Annotated in this window: 13 protein-coding genes; 4 read left to right on the top strand and 9 right to left on the bottom strand. The window is 56.4% G+C overall.

All coding sequences use genetic code 11. The features are described from left to right. Positions 1–33: 33 nt before the first annotated feature. On the top strand, positions 34–1965 hold the full coding sequence (locus GXP72_RS08885; protein ID WP_208763767.1) for a methyl-accepting chemotaxis protein: 1932 nt from the start codon (positions 34–36) through the stop codon (positions 1963–1965). 45 nt (positions 1966–2010) lie between these two features. On the opposite strand, the gene cobB is transcribed toward GXP72_RS08885, so the two are convergent. The 5 genes from cobB to lolC are packed head-to-tail and all read right to left on the bottom strand — an operon-like array spanning position 2011 to position 6949. Continuing rightward, a complete protein-coding gene (gene cobB / locus GXP72_RS08880; protein ID WP_032650873.1) occupies positions 2011–2832 on the bottom strand; it encodes a Sir2 family NAD+-dependent deacetylase in 822 nt (273 codons plus the stop codon). 14 nt (positions 2833–2846) lie between these two features. Then, entirely contained in the window at positions 2847–3758 is a 912-nt protein-coding gene (gene nagK / locus GXP72_RS08875) for an N-acetylglucosamine kinase (protein ID WP_032650871.1), read from the bottom strand. 53 nt (positions 3759–3811) lie between these two features. After that, entirely contained in the window at positions 3812–5056 is a 1245-nt protein-coding gene (gene lolE, locus GXP72_RS08870; RefSeq protein WP_208763766.1) for a lipoprotein-releasing ABC transporter permease subunit LolE, read from the bottom strand. After that, entirely contained in the window at positions 5056–5757 is a 702-nt protein-coding gene (gene lolD, locus GXP72_RS08865) for a lipoprotein-releasing ABC transporter ATP-binding protein LolD (protein ID WP_010429765.1), read from the bottom strand. The genes lolE and lolD overlap by 1 nt, the downstream gene beginning before the upstream one ends. Continuing rightward, on the bottom strand, positions 5750–6949 hold the full coding sequence (gene lolC / locus GXP72_RS08860) for a lipoprotein-releasing ABC transporter permease subunit LolC (protein ID WP_024908607.1): 1200 nt from the start codon (positions 6947–6949) through the stop codon (positions 5750–5752). The genes lolD and lolC overlap by 8 nt, the downstream gene beginning before the upstream one ends. A gap of 256 nt (positions 6950–7205) precedes the next feature. Between lolC and GXP72_RS08855 the strand changes: the two genes are divergently transcribed. The 3 genes from GXP72_RS08855 to GXP72_RS08845 all read left to right on the top strand — a co-directional run bounded on the left by GXP72_RS08855 (position 7206) and on the right by GXP72_RS08845 (position 12989). After that, on the top strand, positions 7206–8279 hold the full coding sequence (locus GXP72_RS08855; RefSeq protein ID WP_024908608.1) for an acyltransferase family protein: 1074 nt from the start codon (positions 7206–7208) through the stop codon (positions 8277–8279). 149 nt (positions 8280–8428) lie between these two features. Beyond that, positions 8429–11875 carry a transcription-repair coupling factor gene (gene mfd, locus GXP72_RS08850; protein ID WP_208763765.1) on the top strand — a complete coding sequence of 1149 codons (3447 nt, stop codon included), beginning with the start codon at positions 8429–8431 and terminating at the stop codon, positions 11873–11875. 148 nt (positions 11876–12023) lie between these two features. Further along, the gene (locus GXP72_RS08845) at positions 12024–12989 is read left to right on the top strand and encodes a L,D-transpeptidase family protein (protein ID WP_208763764.1); all 966 of its coding nucleotides are present in this window, start codon (positions 12024–12026) and stop codon (positions 12987–12989) included. Between the two features lie 525 nt (positions 12990–13514). Here the strand turns inward: GXP72_RS08845 and GXP72_RS08840 are convergent. Genes GXP72_RS08840 through GXP72_RS08825 form a run of 4 tightly spaced genes read right to left on the bottom strand, consistent with a single transcriptional unit; the run spans position 13515 to position 16202 of the window. Then, positions 13515–13853 (bottom strand): hypothetical protein, encoded by a 339-nt coding sequence (locus tag GXP72_RS08840; protein ID WP_208763763.1) that lies wholly within the window; start codon positions 13851–13853, stop codon positions 13515–13517. After that, entirely contained in the window at positions 13853–15226 is a 1374-nt protein-coding gene (locus GXP72_RS08835; protein WP_208763762.1) for a hypothetical protein, read from the bottom strand. The genes GXP72_RS08840 and GXP72_RS08835 overlap by 1 nt, the downstream gene beginning before the upstream one ends. Next, positions 15226–15483 (bottom strand): PAAR domain-containing protein, encoded by a 258-nt coding sequence (locus GXP72_RS08830; RefSeq protein WP_157188939.1) that lies wholly within the window; start codon positions 15481–15483, stop codon positions 15226–15228. The genes GXP72_RS08835 and GXP72_RS08830 overlap by 1 nt, the downstream gene beginning before the upstream one ends. After that, a complete protein-coding gene (locus tag GXP72_RS08825; RefSeq protein ID WP_208763761.1) occupies positions 15483–16202 on the bottom strand; it encodes a hypothetical protein in 720 nt (239 codons plus the stop codon). Before GXP72_RS08825 ends, GXP72_RS08830 begins: the two co-directional genes overlap by 1 nt. Positions 16203–16214 lie beyond the last annotated feature (12 nt).

Below are 16214 nucleotides of genomic sequence, written 5' to 3'. Positions count from 1 at the left end.
TGCCCGACACGCACAACATTACGGGAGATGAGAATGAAAGACGCCATGGTCCGAAGATCTAAAATAAGAGTCAAGACGTTGATGCTATTGTCCATTTTCCTCACCGTGACGGTGGGCTTTACGGCAACGATCGGGTTTATGATGTGGCAGTGGATGGCGCAGCAGGAGGTGCTGGCCAAAAAACATATCCGCCAGATTGCCGAGGTGCAAGCTTTACAGGTCAGCAAACAGCTGGATTCTGCCCTGACTGCCGCCCGGGACATGGGCAACAGCGCGCTGGCGCTGCGCGAGGCGGGGGTATTCGATCGCCAGAGCCTGAACCAGCTGCTCATCCACTATCTGTCGGCTCATCCCCAGTTTCTCTCTATGTCGATGGCCTTTGAGCCCAACGCGTTTGACGATAAAGATGCCGCCTTTGCCGGTCAGAGCGGTGAAGATCCTGCCGGACGCTACGCCCGCTACGTCGACCGCGACGCTACCGGCAAACCGGCCTTACACCTGCTGACGGACATCGAAACGCCCGGCAGCGGTGATTATTATCTGCTGCCGAAACAGCGGCATAAAGATGTGATCATCGAACCCTATATTTACCCCTACAACGGCGTGGACGTGATGCTCACCTCGATTGCCGCCCCCATCATGCGTGACGGTCAGTTTCTGGGCTCGGTCACCTCTGACTTCTCACTCGCCACGCTGCAATCGACGATCGGCGCGATTAAACCGTGGAACGGCACAGGCTACGCCCTGCTCCTCTCCGCGGGTAATAACGTGGTGTCCAGCCCGGACAAGCGCGCGGCAGGCAAGCCTTACGCCGGTCAGATTGCCGGTCATGACGTCACCCGGATAAACGATCCGCTGCTGAAGGAAGATGTGTTTATCACCTGGCAGGACATCGCCGTCGGCAACAGCCAGACGCCGTGGAAGCTCGCCATTATCACCCCGGTCAGCGAAGTGATGGCCGAAGCGCGCGCATTTTTGCTGAAAGCCATCATCCTGATGGTGTTAAGCATCATGGCGGTTAGCCTGGTGATGGCGCAGGTCTTTACCCGCAAAGTTGACCGTCCGGTGGGGGGAGAACCTTCGGAAGCCGCCGGGATCGCCCTGGCCGTCGCCCGGGGGGAGTTGAACAACACCATTCCGGTGCGCTCCGGAGATACCCACAGCATTTTTTATGCCCTGCACACCATGCAGATGCAGCTCAAGCGCATCGTCGATAATATCAGCGAAGCCAGCCATTCCGTGCACGGCGGGACCAGCGAAATTTCGGCGGGCAACCTTGATCTCGCCTCGCGAACCGAAGAACAGGCGGCGGCGATTGTTGAAACGGCAGCCAGCATGGAAGAGATTTCGGTCACGGTGAAGAATAACGCCGACAACGCCCACAAGGCGACGACGCTGACCGATCGCGCCGCGAGCCTCGCCGGGCATGGCGAAACGCTGGTGAACGACGTAGTCGTGGTGATTGGGGAGATTGACGAGAGCGCGCGTAAGATCGGTGAGATTAACAGCATCGTCGATGGCATCGCCTTCCAGACCAATATCCTGGCGCTAAATGCGGCCGTTGAAGCGGCGCGTGCCGGCGAACAGGGGCGCGGTTTCGCGGTAGTCGCAGGTGAAGTGCGCAATCTTGCCCAGCGAAGCGCTAACGCGGCCAAAGAAATTTCCCAGCTGATTGCCGAGTCCTCAGGCCGCGTCAGCAAAGGCGTTGAGCTGGTCAATGAGACCGGCGTAATGATGAAACAGGTGATTGAGGCGGTGTCGCACGTGCATCTGGTCATCAACGACATTGTTCAGGCGCTGGACGAGCAGAACCGCGGGATTAGCCAGGTCAGCACTGCCGTTAACCAGATGGACAGCACCACCCAGCAGAACGCCTCTCTGGTTCAGCAGATCTCAGCGGCGGCGCTCTCGCTGGACGAGCAGGCTAAATCGCTGGAGAAGACGCTGGCGTTCTTTCATTCTTAAATAAAAAGGCACCCGTCCAGCGGGTGCCTTTTCACGCGATTCGCGTTACAGACCTTTCAGCAGCTTGTCGACAAATTCCGGAACAACCGTGCTGGCCAGACCGTAGTGTTTCTCTTCAAACTCGCTGCCCACCTGGCTTGGCTCAAGGTTGAGTTCAACCGTATGCGCACCGTGCAGTCGCGCTTCGTGGACAAACCCCGCCGCCGGATAAACGTGGCCGGATGTGCCGATGGCGATAAACACGTCGGCCATCGCCAGCGCGCTGTAGATCTCATCCATTCCCAGCGGCATTTCGCCGAACCAGACCACGTGCGGTCGCAGGCGCGACGGGAACTGGCAGCAGTGGCACTTATCCTCCGGCAGCACGTCTTCTTTCCAGTCAAGCACCTGACCGCTCCAGGCGCAGCGAACCTTGAGCAGCTCACCGTGCATATGGATGATGTTCTTGTTGCCGGCCCGCTCGTGCAGGTTGTCGATATTCTGCGTTACCAGCAGAAAACGATCGCCCAGCGCCTCTTCCAGCTTCGCCAGCGCCAGATGCGCCGCATTAGGCGCAACGTCAGGCTGCTGAAGCTGACGACGGCGGGCGTTGTAAAACGCCTGCACGAGATCCGGGTCGCGGGCAAAACCTTCCGGCGTGGCGACATCCTCCACGCGGTGCTCTTCCCACAGCCCGTCCGCCGCGCGGAAGGTTCGAATTCCTGACTCGGCGGAGATCCCCGCCCCGGTCAGCACCACCACTCTGGGTTTATCCATCGCTTCTGGCATTATTCTGTCTCTGAAAAAGATCCGCTGGCGCAAGCGCTCACGCAAGCGGCGTTTGTTTTTGCGAAAACGGCTGAGTCGACCCTGGCGACGCGACAGCATAGAAACCTCGTAAACTAATCGGTGAGATGAAGGAATGCGGCTCCGCGCATCCCTCCTGCGTCCCCGTGTCGCGCGCGTTCAATACGCGGCACGCGGGCAACCGGCAATAAGTGTCGGGGCAAACGCCCGGACAACCGTTCCGTAATCGCGGTAAAGTTTGAGAGCCCTCCCCCGATCACCAGCAGATCCGGGTCGACGATGGTGAGAATATTTCCCAGACACACCGCCAGCAGATCCAGATAGCGCTCGACGTGCTCACGCGCCTGCGCATCCCCTTGCTCCCACAGGGTAATGATTTGAGGGGCCTCAAGTTTCTGATGATAGAAGTGTTCGTAAAGCCATGCAAACCCGCGGCCGGAAAGGTAGTTCTCAATACAGCCGTGCTGGCCACAGCCGCAGCGGGTCAGCGGGAAATCACGCCCCACCACCTCGAGAGCATCCACCGGCAGGCGGATATGGCCAAACTCACCGGTGATGTAGCTGCGGCCGGTGATGGGCTTACCGTTGACGACGATTCCTCCGCCGACGCCGGTACCGAGGATCAGTCCCATCACCAGCGGATAGCGACGGAATTCATCATCCCAGGCTTCAGAGAGCGCAAAGCAGTTGGCATCATTGTCTAAACGCACGTCGCGTTCAAGGAGAGCAGAGAGATCGGCGCGCAGCGGTTTACCGCTGGCGGCAGGCACGTTGGCCGCGTAAAGCGTACCGTCGTCGGTTTCGGGCATGCCCGGAATACCGATGCCGACGCTGCCTTTCACGCCGAAACGTTCATCCGCCTGCGCCACCAGCGAGGCAATGGCGGTTAAAAAATCGTCGTAGCTTTCGCGCGGCGTGGGAACGCGGGTTTCCCACTGCAGCTTGAGGTCTTTATCAAACGCGCCGAGCGCAATCTTGGTGCCGCCAATATCAAATCCATAATACATAACGCATTCCTCTTTCGATCTGGCGACCCGAAAGCCGCTAGATCATGACGTAATTACTGGCCACTTAATACCCTCGCCGGATCAATTCGGCTTGCGCGACGCGCCGGATACCAGCTTGCCAGCAGACTCAGTAAAAGTGCTGTAAGCAGCACATAAAAAACGTCCAGCCAGTGCAGTTCAGACGGCAGGAAGTCAATAAAATAGATATCACCCGACAGGAACTGGTGACCAATAAGTTTTTCAATCCCGTTGATAATCGGCGTCAGCTGCAGGGAAACCACCACGCCAATCACCACGCCGCACAGGCTGCCAAACAGCCCCGCCAGCAAACCGTACCAGACGAAGATGGCGCGAATAAGACCGTCTTTCGCCCCCAGCGTACGCAACACGGCGATGTCGCCGCTCTTGTCCTTGACCGCCATCACCAGCGTCGAGACGATATTAAAGCACGCCACACCAATCACCAGCACCATCGCCAGATACATAATGGCGCGGATCATCTGGATATCACGGTACATATACCCGTAAGTGCCGATCCAGCTTTTGATGTAGACATAGTTATTGGTCACGCTGCCCGCGTCGCGTACCAGCTTGTTGGCGTTAAAGACGTCGTTCACCTTAATGGCAATGCCCGTCACGCTGTCGCCCATGTCGAGATACTGGCGCGCATCTTCCATCGGCACCATCGCAAAGCTGTGGTCAAGCTGGCCGCTCAGCTGAAGAATACCGGTAACGTGCAGGCGCACGCGCTTAGGCTGCTGCAGTTTGTGGTCGGCGCTGGCGTTGGGGATCATGATTGACACCCAGTCGCCCTGCTTCACCTTCAGGGCATCGGCCACGCCTTTACCCATGATGATCTGCTGCTCGCCCGCCCTGAAGTTGGCCCACGCGCCGTTCTGCACATAGTTCGGCAGCGCGCTGAGACGCCCTTCCTGGACGGGGTTGACTCCTTTCACCTGAATGGCGCGCAGGTTTACCCCGCTCTCCACCAGCCCGGTAAAGTTAATATAGGGCGCGGCCGCGGCGATGCCCGGCACTTTTTCAACTTTGGCGAGCGCATCGCTCCAGTTCGTCCATGGCTGGTTAACCGGTTCGATCTCCCCGTGCGGCACCACCGCCAGAATGCGGTTATTCAGCTCGCGCTCGAAACCGTTCATCGCGCTTAAGCCGACAATCAGCACCGCCACGCCCAGCGCAATACCGATGGTCGAGATGACGGAGATCAGCGACACCATGCCGCCGCGACGGCGGCCGCGGCTAAAACGTAAACCGATGAGTAACGATAACGGTGACGCCATTACTCTGCTCCCATCAGGGTCAGTTCCGCGTTCAGATGACCGTCGCGCATCTCAAGCTGGCGCCCCATGCGTTTTGCCAGCTGCAGATCGTGGGTCACCACCAGAAACGCGGTACCCTGTGAAGCGTTTAGCTCGCCCAGAAGCTGGAAAATACTGTCAGCATTGCGGGCGTCCAGGTTACCGGTAGGCTCATCCGCCAGCACCAGACGCGGGTTGTTGACCAGCGCACGGGCAATCGCCACGCGCTGACGCTCGCCGCCGGAAAGCTCAGAGGGACGATGGTTGCCGCGATGACCCAGCCCTACCGCTTTCAGCATGTCGCTGGCGCGAGCGTTAATTTCTGCCGGTTTCTTTTTGCCAATCAGCAGCGGCATCGCCACGTTTTCCAGCGCCGTGAAATCCGGCAGCAGGTGGTGAAACTGGTAGATAAAGCCCAGCTCGCGGTTGCGCAGCTCGGCCTTCGCCGCGGAGGACATTTTGCTCATCGGCTGGCCGGAGAAAATCACGTCGCCTTCGGTTGGGGTATCCAGCCCGCCCAGCAGATGCAGCAGCGTACTTTTGCCCGAGCCGGAACTGCCGACAATCGCCATCATCTCGCCTTCACCCACGCTAAAGCTCACATTGTGCAGCACGTCGGTTTGCACAGTGCCTTCCTGATAGCGTTTGGACAGGTTGTCGCATTGCAACAGGATCTTATTCATAACGTAAAGCCTCAGCGGGTTGAGTGGCGGCGGCGCGCCAGGAAGGATAAAGCGTAGAAAGCAGCGCAATGGCCATCGCGGCCAGCGCAATACCGACCACCTGCAGCGGCTCGATAGCCACCGGCAACGCCGCGCCGTCAAGCAGCGCGCCGATGATCGGCATTAAGTTATTGAGCTGGCTGGCAAGCAGTGCCCCCAGCACGGCGCCGAGCAGCGCGCCGATGATACCGGCGCTGGCCCCCTGCACCATAAACACCGCCATGATCTGGCGCGGCGTGAGCCCCTGGGTTTGGAGGATGGCGACTTCGCCCTGCTTCTCCATCACCATCAGACCCAGCGAGGTAATGATGTTAAATGCGGCCACGGCCACGATCAGGCTCAGCAGCAGCCCCATCATGTTTTTTTCCATCCGCACGGCCTGGAACAATTCGCCTTTGCGCTCGCGCCAGTCCTGCCATTTAGTGCCGTCCGGCAGTTTTTGCTGGCTGAGGGTATCGACCTTCAGCGGTGCGTCGAGCCACAGGCGCCAGCCGGTGATATTCCCCGCCGGGTAGCGCATCAGGCGTGAAGCATCCTGAATGTTCACCAGCATCTGGTAGCCATCGACTTCGCTGTTGGCGGCAAAGGTACCAATCACGTTGAACAGGCGCTGGCTTGGCAGGCGCCCCATCGGCGTAAACTGGCTGGCAGAAGGTACCATCACCCGCAGCTGGTCACCACGGTTGACGCCAAGCTGGCCGGCAAGCTGTTCACCCAGAATCACGTTGTATTTTCCGGCTTCCAGATCGGTCTGCTTCACGTTAACCAGATACGGCGTCAGCGGATCGTTTTGCGCCGGGTCGATACCCAGCATCACGCCGACCGCCACGCTGCGGGCGCTTTGCAGCACCACGTCACCGGTGGTCAACGGCGCAACGCGCGTGACGCCCTGTAACTTCGCCGCGCTTTCCGGCAGTTGCTGTGGGTTAACCGAACCGTTAGTCGATGAGAGAACGGCCTGCGGCATCAGCCCCAGGATGTTGTTTTGCAGCTCGCGCTCAAAGCCATTCATGACGGAAAGCACCGTCACCAGTGCCATCACGCCAAGCGTAATGCCAATAGTCGAAAGCCAGGAGACAAAGCGACCGAAGCGGTCCGCGGCGCGCCCACGCATGTAGCGTAAGCCTATGAAGAGTGCGACAGGTTGATACATGAAATCCGTCTGTTTGCTGATAGCAGACCCACGAGTATATAAGCGAATCCGTTAAGCGTAAATGACTGAAACAGTAAGCTTTGGTAATCATTTTTCCGAAAAATTCAGATAAATCAGGGTGCTATTGTCTGAATACTCACCTCGCGACCTCCACCTTTTCCGAAAAACCTCCTGATACAGACTGTTACCCATTACATCCTGGTGTCGTTTTACAACAATTGCTCGTTCGTTTATGGCAATAAGGTAGTGGCGAACAATGAAGCAAAAAGCATTATGGATTAACCAGATAAAAGGGCTGTGTATCTGCCTGGTGGTTATCTATCATTCGGTTATCACGTTTTATCCGCATCTGATCGGGCTGCAACACCCGCTCTCCGGCCTTCTCGCCAAATGCTGGGTCTATTTTAACCTTTATCTCGCACCGTTTCGTATGCCGGTCTTCTTCTTTATCTCCGGCTACCTGATCCGTCGTTATATTGACGAGGTGGACTGGCGAACCAGTCTCGACAAGCGGATCTGGAGCATTGTCTGGGTGCTGGCGCTGTGGGGCGTCCTGCAATGGCAGGCGTTGACCCACCTGAACGCCTGGCTGGCGCCCGAGCGTGAGCTTGCCACCTCGTCGAACGCGGCCTACGCCGACTCGCTCTCAGGATTTGTGCAAGGCATGCTCACCGCCAGCACCAGCCTGTGGTATCTGTATGCTCTGGTAGTCTACTTCACGCTGTGTAAACTGCTGAGCCGCTGGAAGCTGCCGGTACTGGGGCTGCTGGCGCTGGCAAGCATCGCGATCAACTTCCTGCCGCTGCCGTGGTGGGGAATGAACAGCGTGGTACGCAACATGATCTACTACAGCCTCGGGGCGTGGTATGGCGCAGCGCTGATGGCGTGGATGAAAAGCGTCAACCTGCGCCGCATCTGGCTGGCAACCGGCGCTTTCGCCGCCGTCTCCGTGGTGCTGTGGTTTGCTAACGTTCCGCTGCTGCTCTCATTGCTGTCGATTGTGTTGATCATGAAGCTGTTCTATAGCCTTGAGCAGCGCTATGCCGTTCACCCGAACAATCTGCTGAACGTGATTGGCTCAAACACCATTGCGATTTATACCACCCACCGCATCCTGATTGAGACCTTTAGCCTGTTCCTGATCGGCGAGATGAATGCCGCTTACTGGCCGGTCTGGGCCGAGCTATCCCTAATTCTTGTCTATCCGTTTGCCAGCCTGCTGATCTGTACCCTGGCCGGACTCGGGGTGCGTAAGATCTCCACCGCGCTGTTTGGCGATGTTTTCTTCTCTCCTCCCGCTACGCTGACCCTGTCACCTTCAACGCGTTAATGCCCTCTCCGCCCCCGTTTCGGGGGCGTTTAGCCCTGCCGTGCGGTTACGATTTGCTTATGTAAAACGATCGAGGATAATAAAGACATTGCGTATCAGTGATATGCCCCAATACTGTTGGTATATCCATAAGAGACTCTGACATAGCCATGCCTGAACACTATCGTTATTCCTTACCTGTCAAAGCGGGCGACCAGCGCCAGCTGGGTGAACTCACGGGCGCGGCGTGCGCCACGCTGGTGGCGGAAATCGCCGAGCGTCATCCAGGCCCGGTGATTCTCGTTGCCCCGGATATGCAAAACGCCCTGCGCCTGCACGACGAAATTCGCCAGTTCACCGATAATCTGGTGTTCAGCCTGGCCGACTGGGAAACGCTGCCGTATGACAGCTTCTCTCCGCATCAGGAGATTATCTCCTCGCGCCTGTCGACGCTCTATCAACTCCCGACCATGCAGCGCGGCGTGCTGATTGTGCCGGTGAACACCCTGATGCAGCGCGTCTGTCCGCACAGCTATCTTCACGGTCACGCGCTGGTGATGAAAAAAGGCCAGCGACTGTCCCGTGATGCCCTGCGCGCGCAGCTTGACGGGGCCGGCTATCGCCACGTCGACCAGGTGATGGAGCACGGGGAATACGCGACCCGCGGCGCGCTGCTCGACCTTTACCCGATGGGCAGCGACCAGCCGTATCGTCTGGACTTTTTCGATGATGAAATCGACAGCCTGCGCGTCTTCGACGCCGACACGCAGCGCACGCTGGAAGAAGTGGAGTCCATCAATTTACTGCCCGCGCATGAGTTCCCCACGGACAAAACCGCTATCGAACTGTTTCGCAGCCAGTGGCGCGATAAGTTCGAGGTGAAGCGCGACGCGGAACATATTTATCAGCAGGTCAGCAAAGGCACGCTGCCTGCCGGGATCGAATACTGGCAGCCGCTGTTCTTCAGCGAGCCGCTCCCTGCCCTGTTCAGCTACTTCCCGGCGAATACGCTGATTGTTAATACCGGCGATATCGACGCCAGCGCCAGCCGCTTTGAAAGTGAAACCCGCGCGCGCTTCGAAAACCGGGGCGTTGACCCGATGCGCCCGCTGCTGCCGCCGGAAGCGCTGTGGCTGCGCACCGACGAGCTCAACGCCGAGCTGAAGCGCTGGCCGCGCATGCAGCTGAAAACCGATTCGCTTGCCGACAAGGCCGCCAACACCAACCTCGCCTTCCGAACGCTGCCGGACCTGGCCGTTCAGGCGCAGCAGAAATCCCCGCTGGATAGTCTGCGCAAGTTTCTGGAGTCCTTTACCGGCCCGGTGGTGTTCTCCGTTGAGAGTGAAGGCCGCCGCGAAGCGTTAGGTGAGCTGCTGGGACGCATTAAGGTGGCGCCGAAGCGCATCCTGCGCCTGAGCGAAGCGACCGGAAACGGTCGTTACCTGATGATTGGCGCCGCCGAGCACGGTTTTATCGACACGCTCAACAACCTGGCGCTGATTTGCGAAAGCGACCTGCTCGGCGAGCGCGTCGCACGCCGCCGTCAGGACAGCCGTCGGACCATCAACCCAGACACGCTGATCCGTAACCTGGCCGAGCTGCACCCGGGCCAGCCGATTGTTCACCTGGAGCATGGCGTTGGACGCTATCAGGGGATGACCACGCTGGAAGCGGGCGGCATTAAAGGTGAATACCTGATGCTCACCTACGCCAACGACGCCAAACTGTATGTTCCGGTGTCGTCCCTGCATCTGATCAGCCGCTACGCCGGCGGTGCCGAAGAGAACGCGCCGCTGCACAAGCTGGGCGGCGATGCCTGGGCGCGCGCGCGCCAGAAGGCCGCGGAAAAAGTGCGCGACGTGGCCGCCGAACTGCTGGATATTTACGCCCAGCGCGCGGCCAAAGAGGGCTTCGCGTTTAAGCATGATAAGGAACAGTACCAGCTGTTCTGTGACAGCTTCCCGTTTGAAACCACGCCGGATCAGGCTCAGGCTATTAACGCCGTGCTGAGCGACATGTGCCAGCCGCTGGCAATGGACCGCTTAGTCTGCGGCGACGTTGGCTTCGGCAAAACCGAAGTGGCGATGCGCGCCGCTTTCCTTGCGGTGGAAAACAACAAGCAGGTGGCGGTGCTGGTGCCGACCACCCTGCTCGCTCAGCAGCACTTCGACAACTTCCGCGACCGCTTCGCCAACTGGCCGGTTCGCATCGAGATGCTGTCGCGTTTTCGCAGCACCAAAGAGCAGACGCAGATCCTGGAGCAGGCAAGCGAAGGCAAGATCGATATTCTGATCGGCACCCATAAGCTGCTGCAAAGCGACGTGAAGTGGAAAGATTTGGGGCTGCTGATCGTCGATGAAGAGCACCGCTTCGGGGTGCGTCATAAAGAGCGCATCAAAGCGATGCGCGCCGACGTCGATATCCTGACCCTGACCGCAACGCCGATCCCGCGCACCCTGAACATGGCGATGAGCGGCATGCGCGATCTGTCGATTATTGCCACGCCGCCTGCGCGCCGTCTGGCGGTGAAAACCTTCGTCCGCGAGTACGATAATCTGGTGGTGCGTGAGGCCATTCTGCGTGAAGTGCTGCGCGGGGGTCAGGTCTATTACCTGTACAACGACGTGGAAAATATCCAGAAAGCGGCCGACAGGCTAGCGGAGCTGGTGCCGGAGGCGCGCATCGCTATCGGTCACGGGCAGATGCGCGAGCGCGAGCTGGAACGGGTGATGAACGACTTCCACCACCAGCGCTTTAACGTGCTGGTGTGCACCACCATCATCGAAACCGGGATCGACATTCCGACCGCGAACACCATCATCATTGAACGTGCGGATCACTTTGGCCTGGCGCAGCTTCACCAGCTGCGCGGTCGCGTCGGACGTTCGCACCATCAGGCCTACGCCTGGCTGCTGACGCCGCATCCGAAAGCGATGACCACCGACGCGCAAAAGCGTCTGGAAGCCATCGCCTCGCTGGAAGACCTCGGCGCAGGCTTTGCGCTGGCCACGCACGATCTCGAGATCCGCGGTGCCGGCGAACTGCTGGGTGAAGACCAGAGCGGCTCGATGGAAACCATCGGCTTCTCGCTCTATATGGAGCTGCTGGAGAACGCGGTTGATGCCCTGAAGGCCGGACGCGAGCCGTCGCTGGAAGACCTCACCAGCCAGCAGACCGAGGTCGAGCTGCGTATGCCTTCCCTGCTGCCGGATGATTTCATTCCGGACGTGAATACTCGACTCTCATTCTACAAACGCATCGCCAGCGCGAAGAAGGAGAACGAGCTGGAAGAGATCAAGGTTGAGCTGATCGACCGCTTTGGTCTGCTGCCCGATGCGGCGAGAAATTTGCTGGATATCGCGAGACTGCGCCAGCAGGCGCAGAAGCTGGGGATTCGCAAGCTCGAAGGCAATGAAAAAGGCGGCGTGATTGAATTCGCCGAGAAGAACCACGTCAACCCGATGTGGCTCATCGGTCTGCTGCAAAAACAGCCGCAGCATTTCCGTCTGGATGGCCCAACCCGTCTGAAATTTACCCAAGAGCTGACGGAGCGCAAAACCCGTATGGACTGGGTGCGTAACTTTATGCGTCAGCTGGAAGAGAACGCGATCGCATAACCTCCCTTCCCCCTGTTAGCCCAGCGCTACGGGGGGACAATTTACAAACTCTTTGCATTTCACCCGATCTTCCCGACACACCCATTCGTCATAATTATCATTAACGCCTTATAAAACAATAACCTTATCATTTGCATGGATTATGGTGATGATGACCTTTTCGCGTTTTACTCGCTGGTTAACCCTGTTTGCGCTGGCAGCCACCGTTGCGGTGGCGCTTCCCGCTCGCGCAAATACCTGGCCCCTTCCTCCGCCCGGCAGCAAGGTGGTGGGTGAAAACCGCTTTCATGTGGTTGAAAATAATGGCGGTTCGCTGGAAGCCATTGCCAAAAAATATAACGTCGGTTTACTGGCTCTGCTGCAGGCGAACCCCGGCGTCGACCCGTACGTTCCGCGAGCGGGCAGCGTGTTGACTATCCCGTTACAGACGATTCTGCCGGACGCCCCGCGCGAGGGGATGGTGATAAACCTGGCCGAGCTGCGTCTGTACTATTACCCGCCGGGTAAAAATGAGGTGACCGTCTACCCGATTGGTATTGGTCAGCTGGGCGGCGACACCCTGACGCCGACGATGGTCACCACCGTCTCGGATAAACGCGCGAATCCAACCTGGACCCCGACGGCCAATATTCGAGCCCGTTATAAAGCTCAGGGCATCGATCTTCCAGCCGTGGTGCCGGCAGGCCCGGATAACCCAATGGGACACCACGCGATCCGCCTGGCAGCCTACGGTGGTGTTTACCTGCTGCACGGCACGAATGCGGACTTTGGCATCGGCATGCGCGTCAGTTCCGGATGTATTCGTCTGCGCGATGACGATATCAAAACGCTGTTTAACGTCGTTACACCGGGAACCAAAGTGAATATTATCAATACGCCGATTAAGGTTTCTGAGGAGCCGGGCGGCGTGCGGCTGGTCGAAATTCACCAGCCGCTATCGAAAAACATTGGCGATGATCCACAGACGCTACCCATTAACCTGAATGCCGCGATGGTAAGCTTCAAAACGAATGCGAATACCAACAGCGTGGTGATGGAGCGCGCGATGGAGGCCCGCTCAGGCATGCCGACCGATGTCACCCGGTATCACGATGAAATCCAGCAATCGATGTAATTCAGAAAGAAAAACGCCCTGCACATGCGCAGTAATGCCGTTCACTTAAGGCTCGCGTGACTTAAAGCTGAACGGTTATTTAGGCGATACATTAAGCACTGAACGATCGTATCGTCGGTGCTTTTTTTTCTGGCCGGATAAAGGCTTTAACATTTTGCCTCATTCCTTTCAAATGATTAGGGATGTTTCGCGTCGCACCTTTTCCACAGCCCCGTACCTGGGACACCAGGATATCCCGGGTTCACAGTAGGTGGCAACGAGCTGCTGCTTAAACTCAAGAGAATAATCAGGGCAGCCTTTACGCCTGCCGGGAATCACATTTTTCTGCATATCTGACATTTTGATTCCCACCACTTATTTGGTGTACACCACGTTGTCGGATGCATCAGATTATGACCAGAAGCGAGATCCCAAACAGGCAGAAGCCGCACTAACGCTCATTCAAAAAATATCAAAGAACTGAAAGTTATTCACTCTACTATTTCAGACATGTAATGACAACGGGCACAAAGCCCGCTACATCTATCAATGATATATAACATAAGACATGGTTAAGACTGTACTCCCCAAATACATAGCCAATATCATTAAAAATGTCTTAAAGTCTGTAAAAAATTTCAGCGGCACACTAACAAAGTAATTCCGTCGAGAAGGGTTACGTATCGACATATATAACTGGTAGATTTCCGGAGAATCTTTCAATGACTGTAATTTATTGTGCGTACACCAGTGCTTTTTGTTTCTGTAATCAAAAGACAAATCAATATACACTGCCATTAACGCAAGCATCACACCTAAAGCCAAGCCATCATAATAAAATACAGCTTTGTGAGGTAAAATCAGAGCAATTAGTTCATTCATCATTACATTCCCATATGCTCACGAGCTTTATCACCATAAAACCAGGTAAAAAATGCCCCCACCACCAAAAACATAACTATACATAGAACAGCCATTATAATTAAAAACCAGCCGGATATAGATTTACCGCCATCACCAAAACTGCCAATGGTTATCATAATTCCAAAAAAGAACATCAACCCGGCGATCCCACAAACTTCCCACGGTGTCGTGTATCTTTTCTCCTGGGGATAATCAGGTTGGCGAGTTAACCGGGACGACAGAGCCGTCATTGAAAACCTGTTCTTTTCGGAAGCAGCCACCAGCTGATCGCCCTGCGCATACGTTACCGCATCGGCCGCCAGAGCCAGCATCAGCCAAGGATACCCGGCAGAATGCTCACCGAGCGACATTTCAAGCTCCAGCCGGTCCGGCACAGCTTTTTTCTCATCCAGCACTTCCAGCAGCGGGTACTTTTCTGTACGTGAAAGCCCGGTATACCAGATCTGTTTGGGTTTACTGACCGCTTCCGCACGCAGATAAACAGGTACTGTTTTTTCAACGTCCGTGACACCCGTCATCGGCTGATAAAGGTAAACCGGTTTTTCTCCTTCCGTTTTAACGTAGTAATTCGTGAGGAAAAGCGCGGTGACATTTTCCATCTGCTTCGACTCTTCTTCGTCAGAATGCAGATCGACACAGATAAGCAGGCGTTCAACGACGTATCCGTTCGTCTGCTTTATCCACTCCGTGATTTTCGTATAGTCCGGGCATTCAGGCAGAAATGTTATTTTCTTGGTAGCGATCGCTAAACGTTCAAGCACGCGCCTGAGCTCATCGCTACAGGATTCGTCCCCGTCTCGTACCCACACCAGCGCTTCAATCTGCCGGTACTGAGAAAGTTTTCCGACCATCGGCTCCAGGACGCGGATAATAGCCTGCCCGGCTCTCGTGAAATCGAAGGATTCTTCCAGTTCGATTTTCAACGGTATTTTAGCGGCCAGCGGAAACTCCCCCTCAAGTTTCAGCATACTCAGCGCCAGTTCCTTCGTTGCCTTTGGAGGCGTCAGTACAGACCAGCCAGCAAGGGTAATATTTCCCCTGGCGTAGCTGACAACCTTGTATTCCTGCTGGGCCGCAATCAGCAATCGCGTTTCCATGTAGTGCCTGAGCCCGTGATACACGGTAGAGAACACTTGTACGAACCCCGTCAGAAAAACAACCGGAATAACCACAGACTGGGCAAGAAAATCGAGATCGACATGCTTATTACCCGGCCATGTGACAGCCCGGACGCCCAGGCAGATAACCACGACGACCACATATAAGAGACATATCCACAGATAGGGGAAACGCTCTTCAAATTCATCCTGTTTGGAGAATAACCACCAGTTCATTAAACAACCCCCGCAGTGGGAAGCGTGGTGCGAATGGCACAGCCGCACGCCGCTTTACAACCATCCACGACCACACCGCGGCCGTTCATCGTCCAGGTCGGATGGCACTCGTTAATGGGGAACGTCCCCTTATGTTCGGGACACGTCACCTCATCCCCTTTCAGCGCGACAGGAAGGCCCATAAACTGCGCGCCTGACGCCTTAATTACCTTCCCACCGCTCACCAGCGGGTCATTCAGTCGAATTACGCCGTTCATCAGTATCCTTTCCTTCCTGCATCCATATCGCAGCGCATGTGATCCCAGCCCGTATAGCCCTTCACTTCCGGAACCTTATCGGGTTGATTCTGCCAATTGGTTTTAAGTTGCTCAGTAGAGCCTTCTAAACCTTGTTTGGTCATATACACCATTCCCCAAGGCCAGCCAGGTGAACGAGGTTCCACTTTCCCGCTTACCTTTTGCCCAGTTCCGTCGTCAACGGTATATTCAATCCCAGGACCACCAGCGGCAAGGCGCGGGTCGTCAAATGGCTTGGACGACATATACAGCCGGTGTTTGGTCTGCAAAAAACCCTGGTCGTTGACCACTGTGAAGGAAAGAACATCTTCCTGCTGTGGGGCATTCATTCCATTAAGATCATTTTCACCAGGAGAATACTGCGCAACCTGCCAGGTTTGTCCGTAATCTTTTGAAATCCGAAAACCACTTACATCCCAGGTCGGAAGCGCAATGTAACGCTCTGAAGGATGAACATATCTTTTGGTAAAAATCCGGTAAAACTGGCTAACAGATTCGGTATGAATACCCCGCTGAGTGTCTGTGTACCAGAGCTCCCCTTCGCAATTCCAGCCTTTCAATTCCAGATAACGATGGTCATCAAAGCGGTACACCACCTGCGTCGGCGGCTCTGAAGCCTTGCAACCTGCGACTACCAGCACTGACATCAGGGCAATACCTGCTGTACGTTTTATCTTCATGCTTGTCTCCCT

Source organism: Enterobacter sp. SES19, from assembly GCF_011765665.1.
GTDB lineage: Bacteria > Pseudomonadota > Gammaproteobacteria > Enterobacterales > Enterobacteriaceae > Enterobacter > Enterobacter pseudoroggenkampii.
Note: the sequence above shows the minus strand (reverse complement) of the source record. Positions and strands in the feature narration are given on the sequence as shown.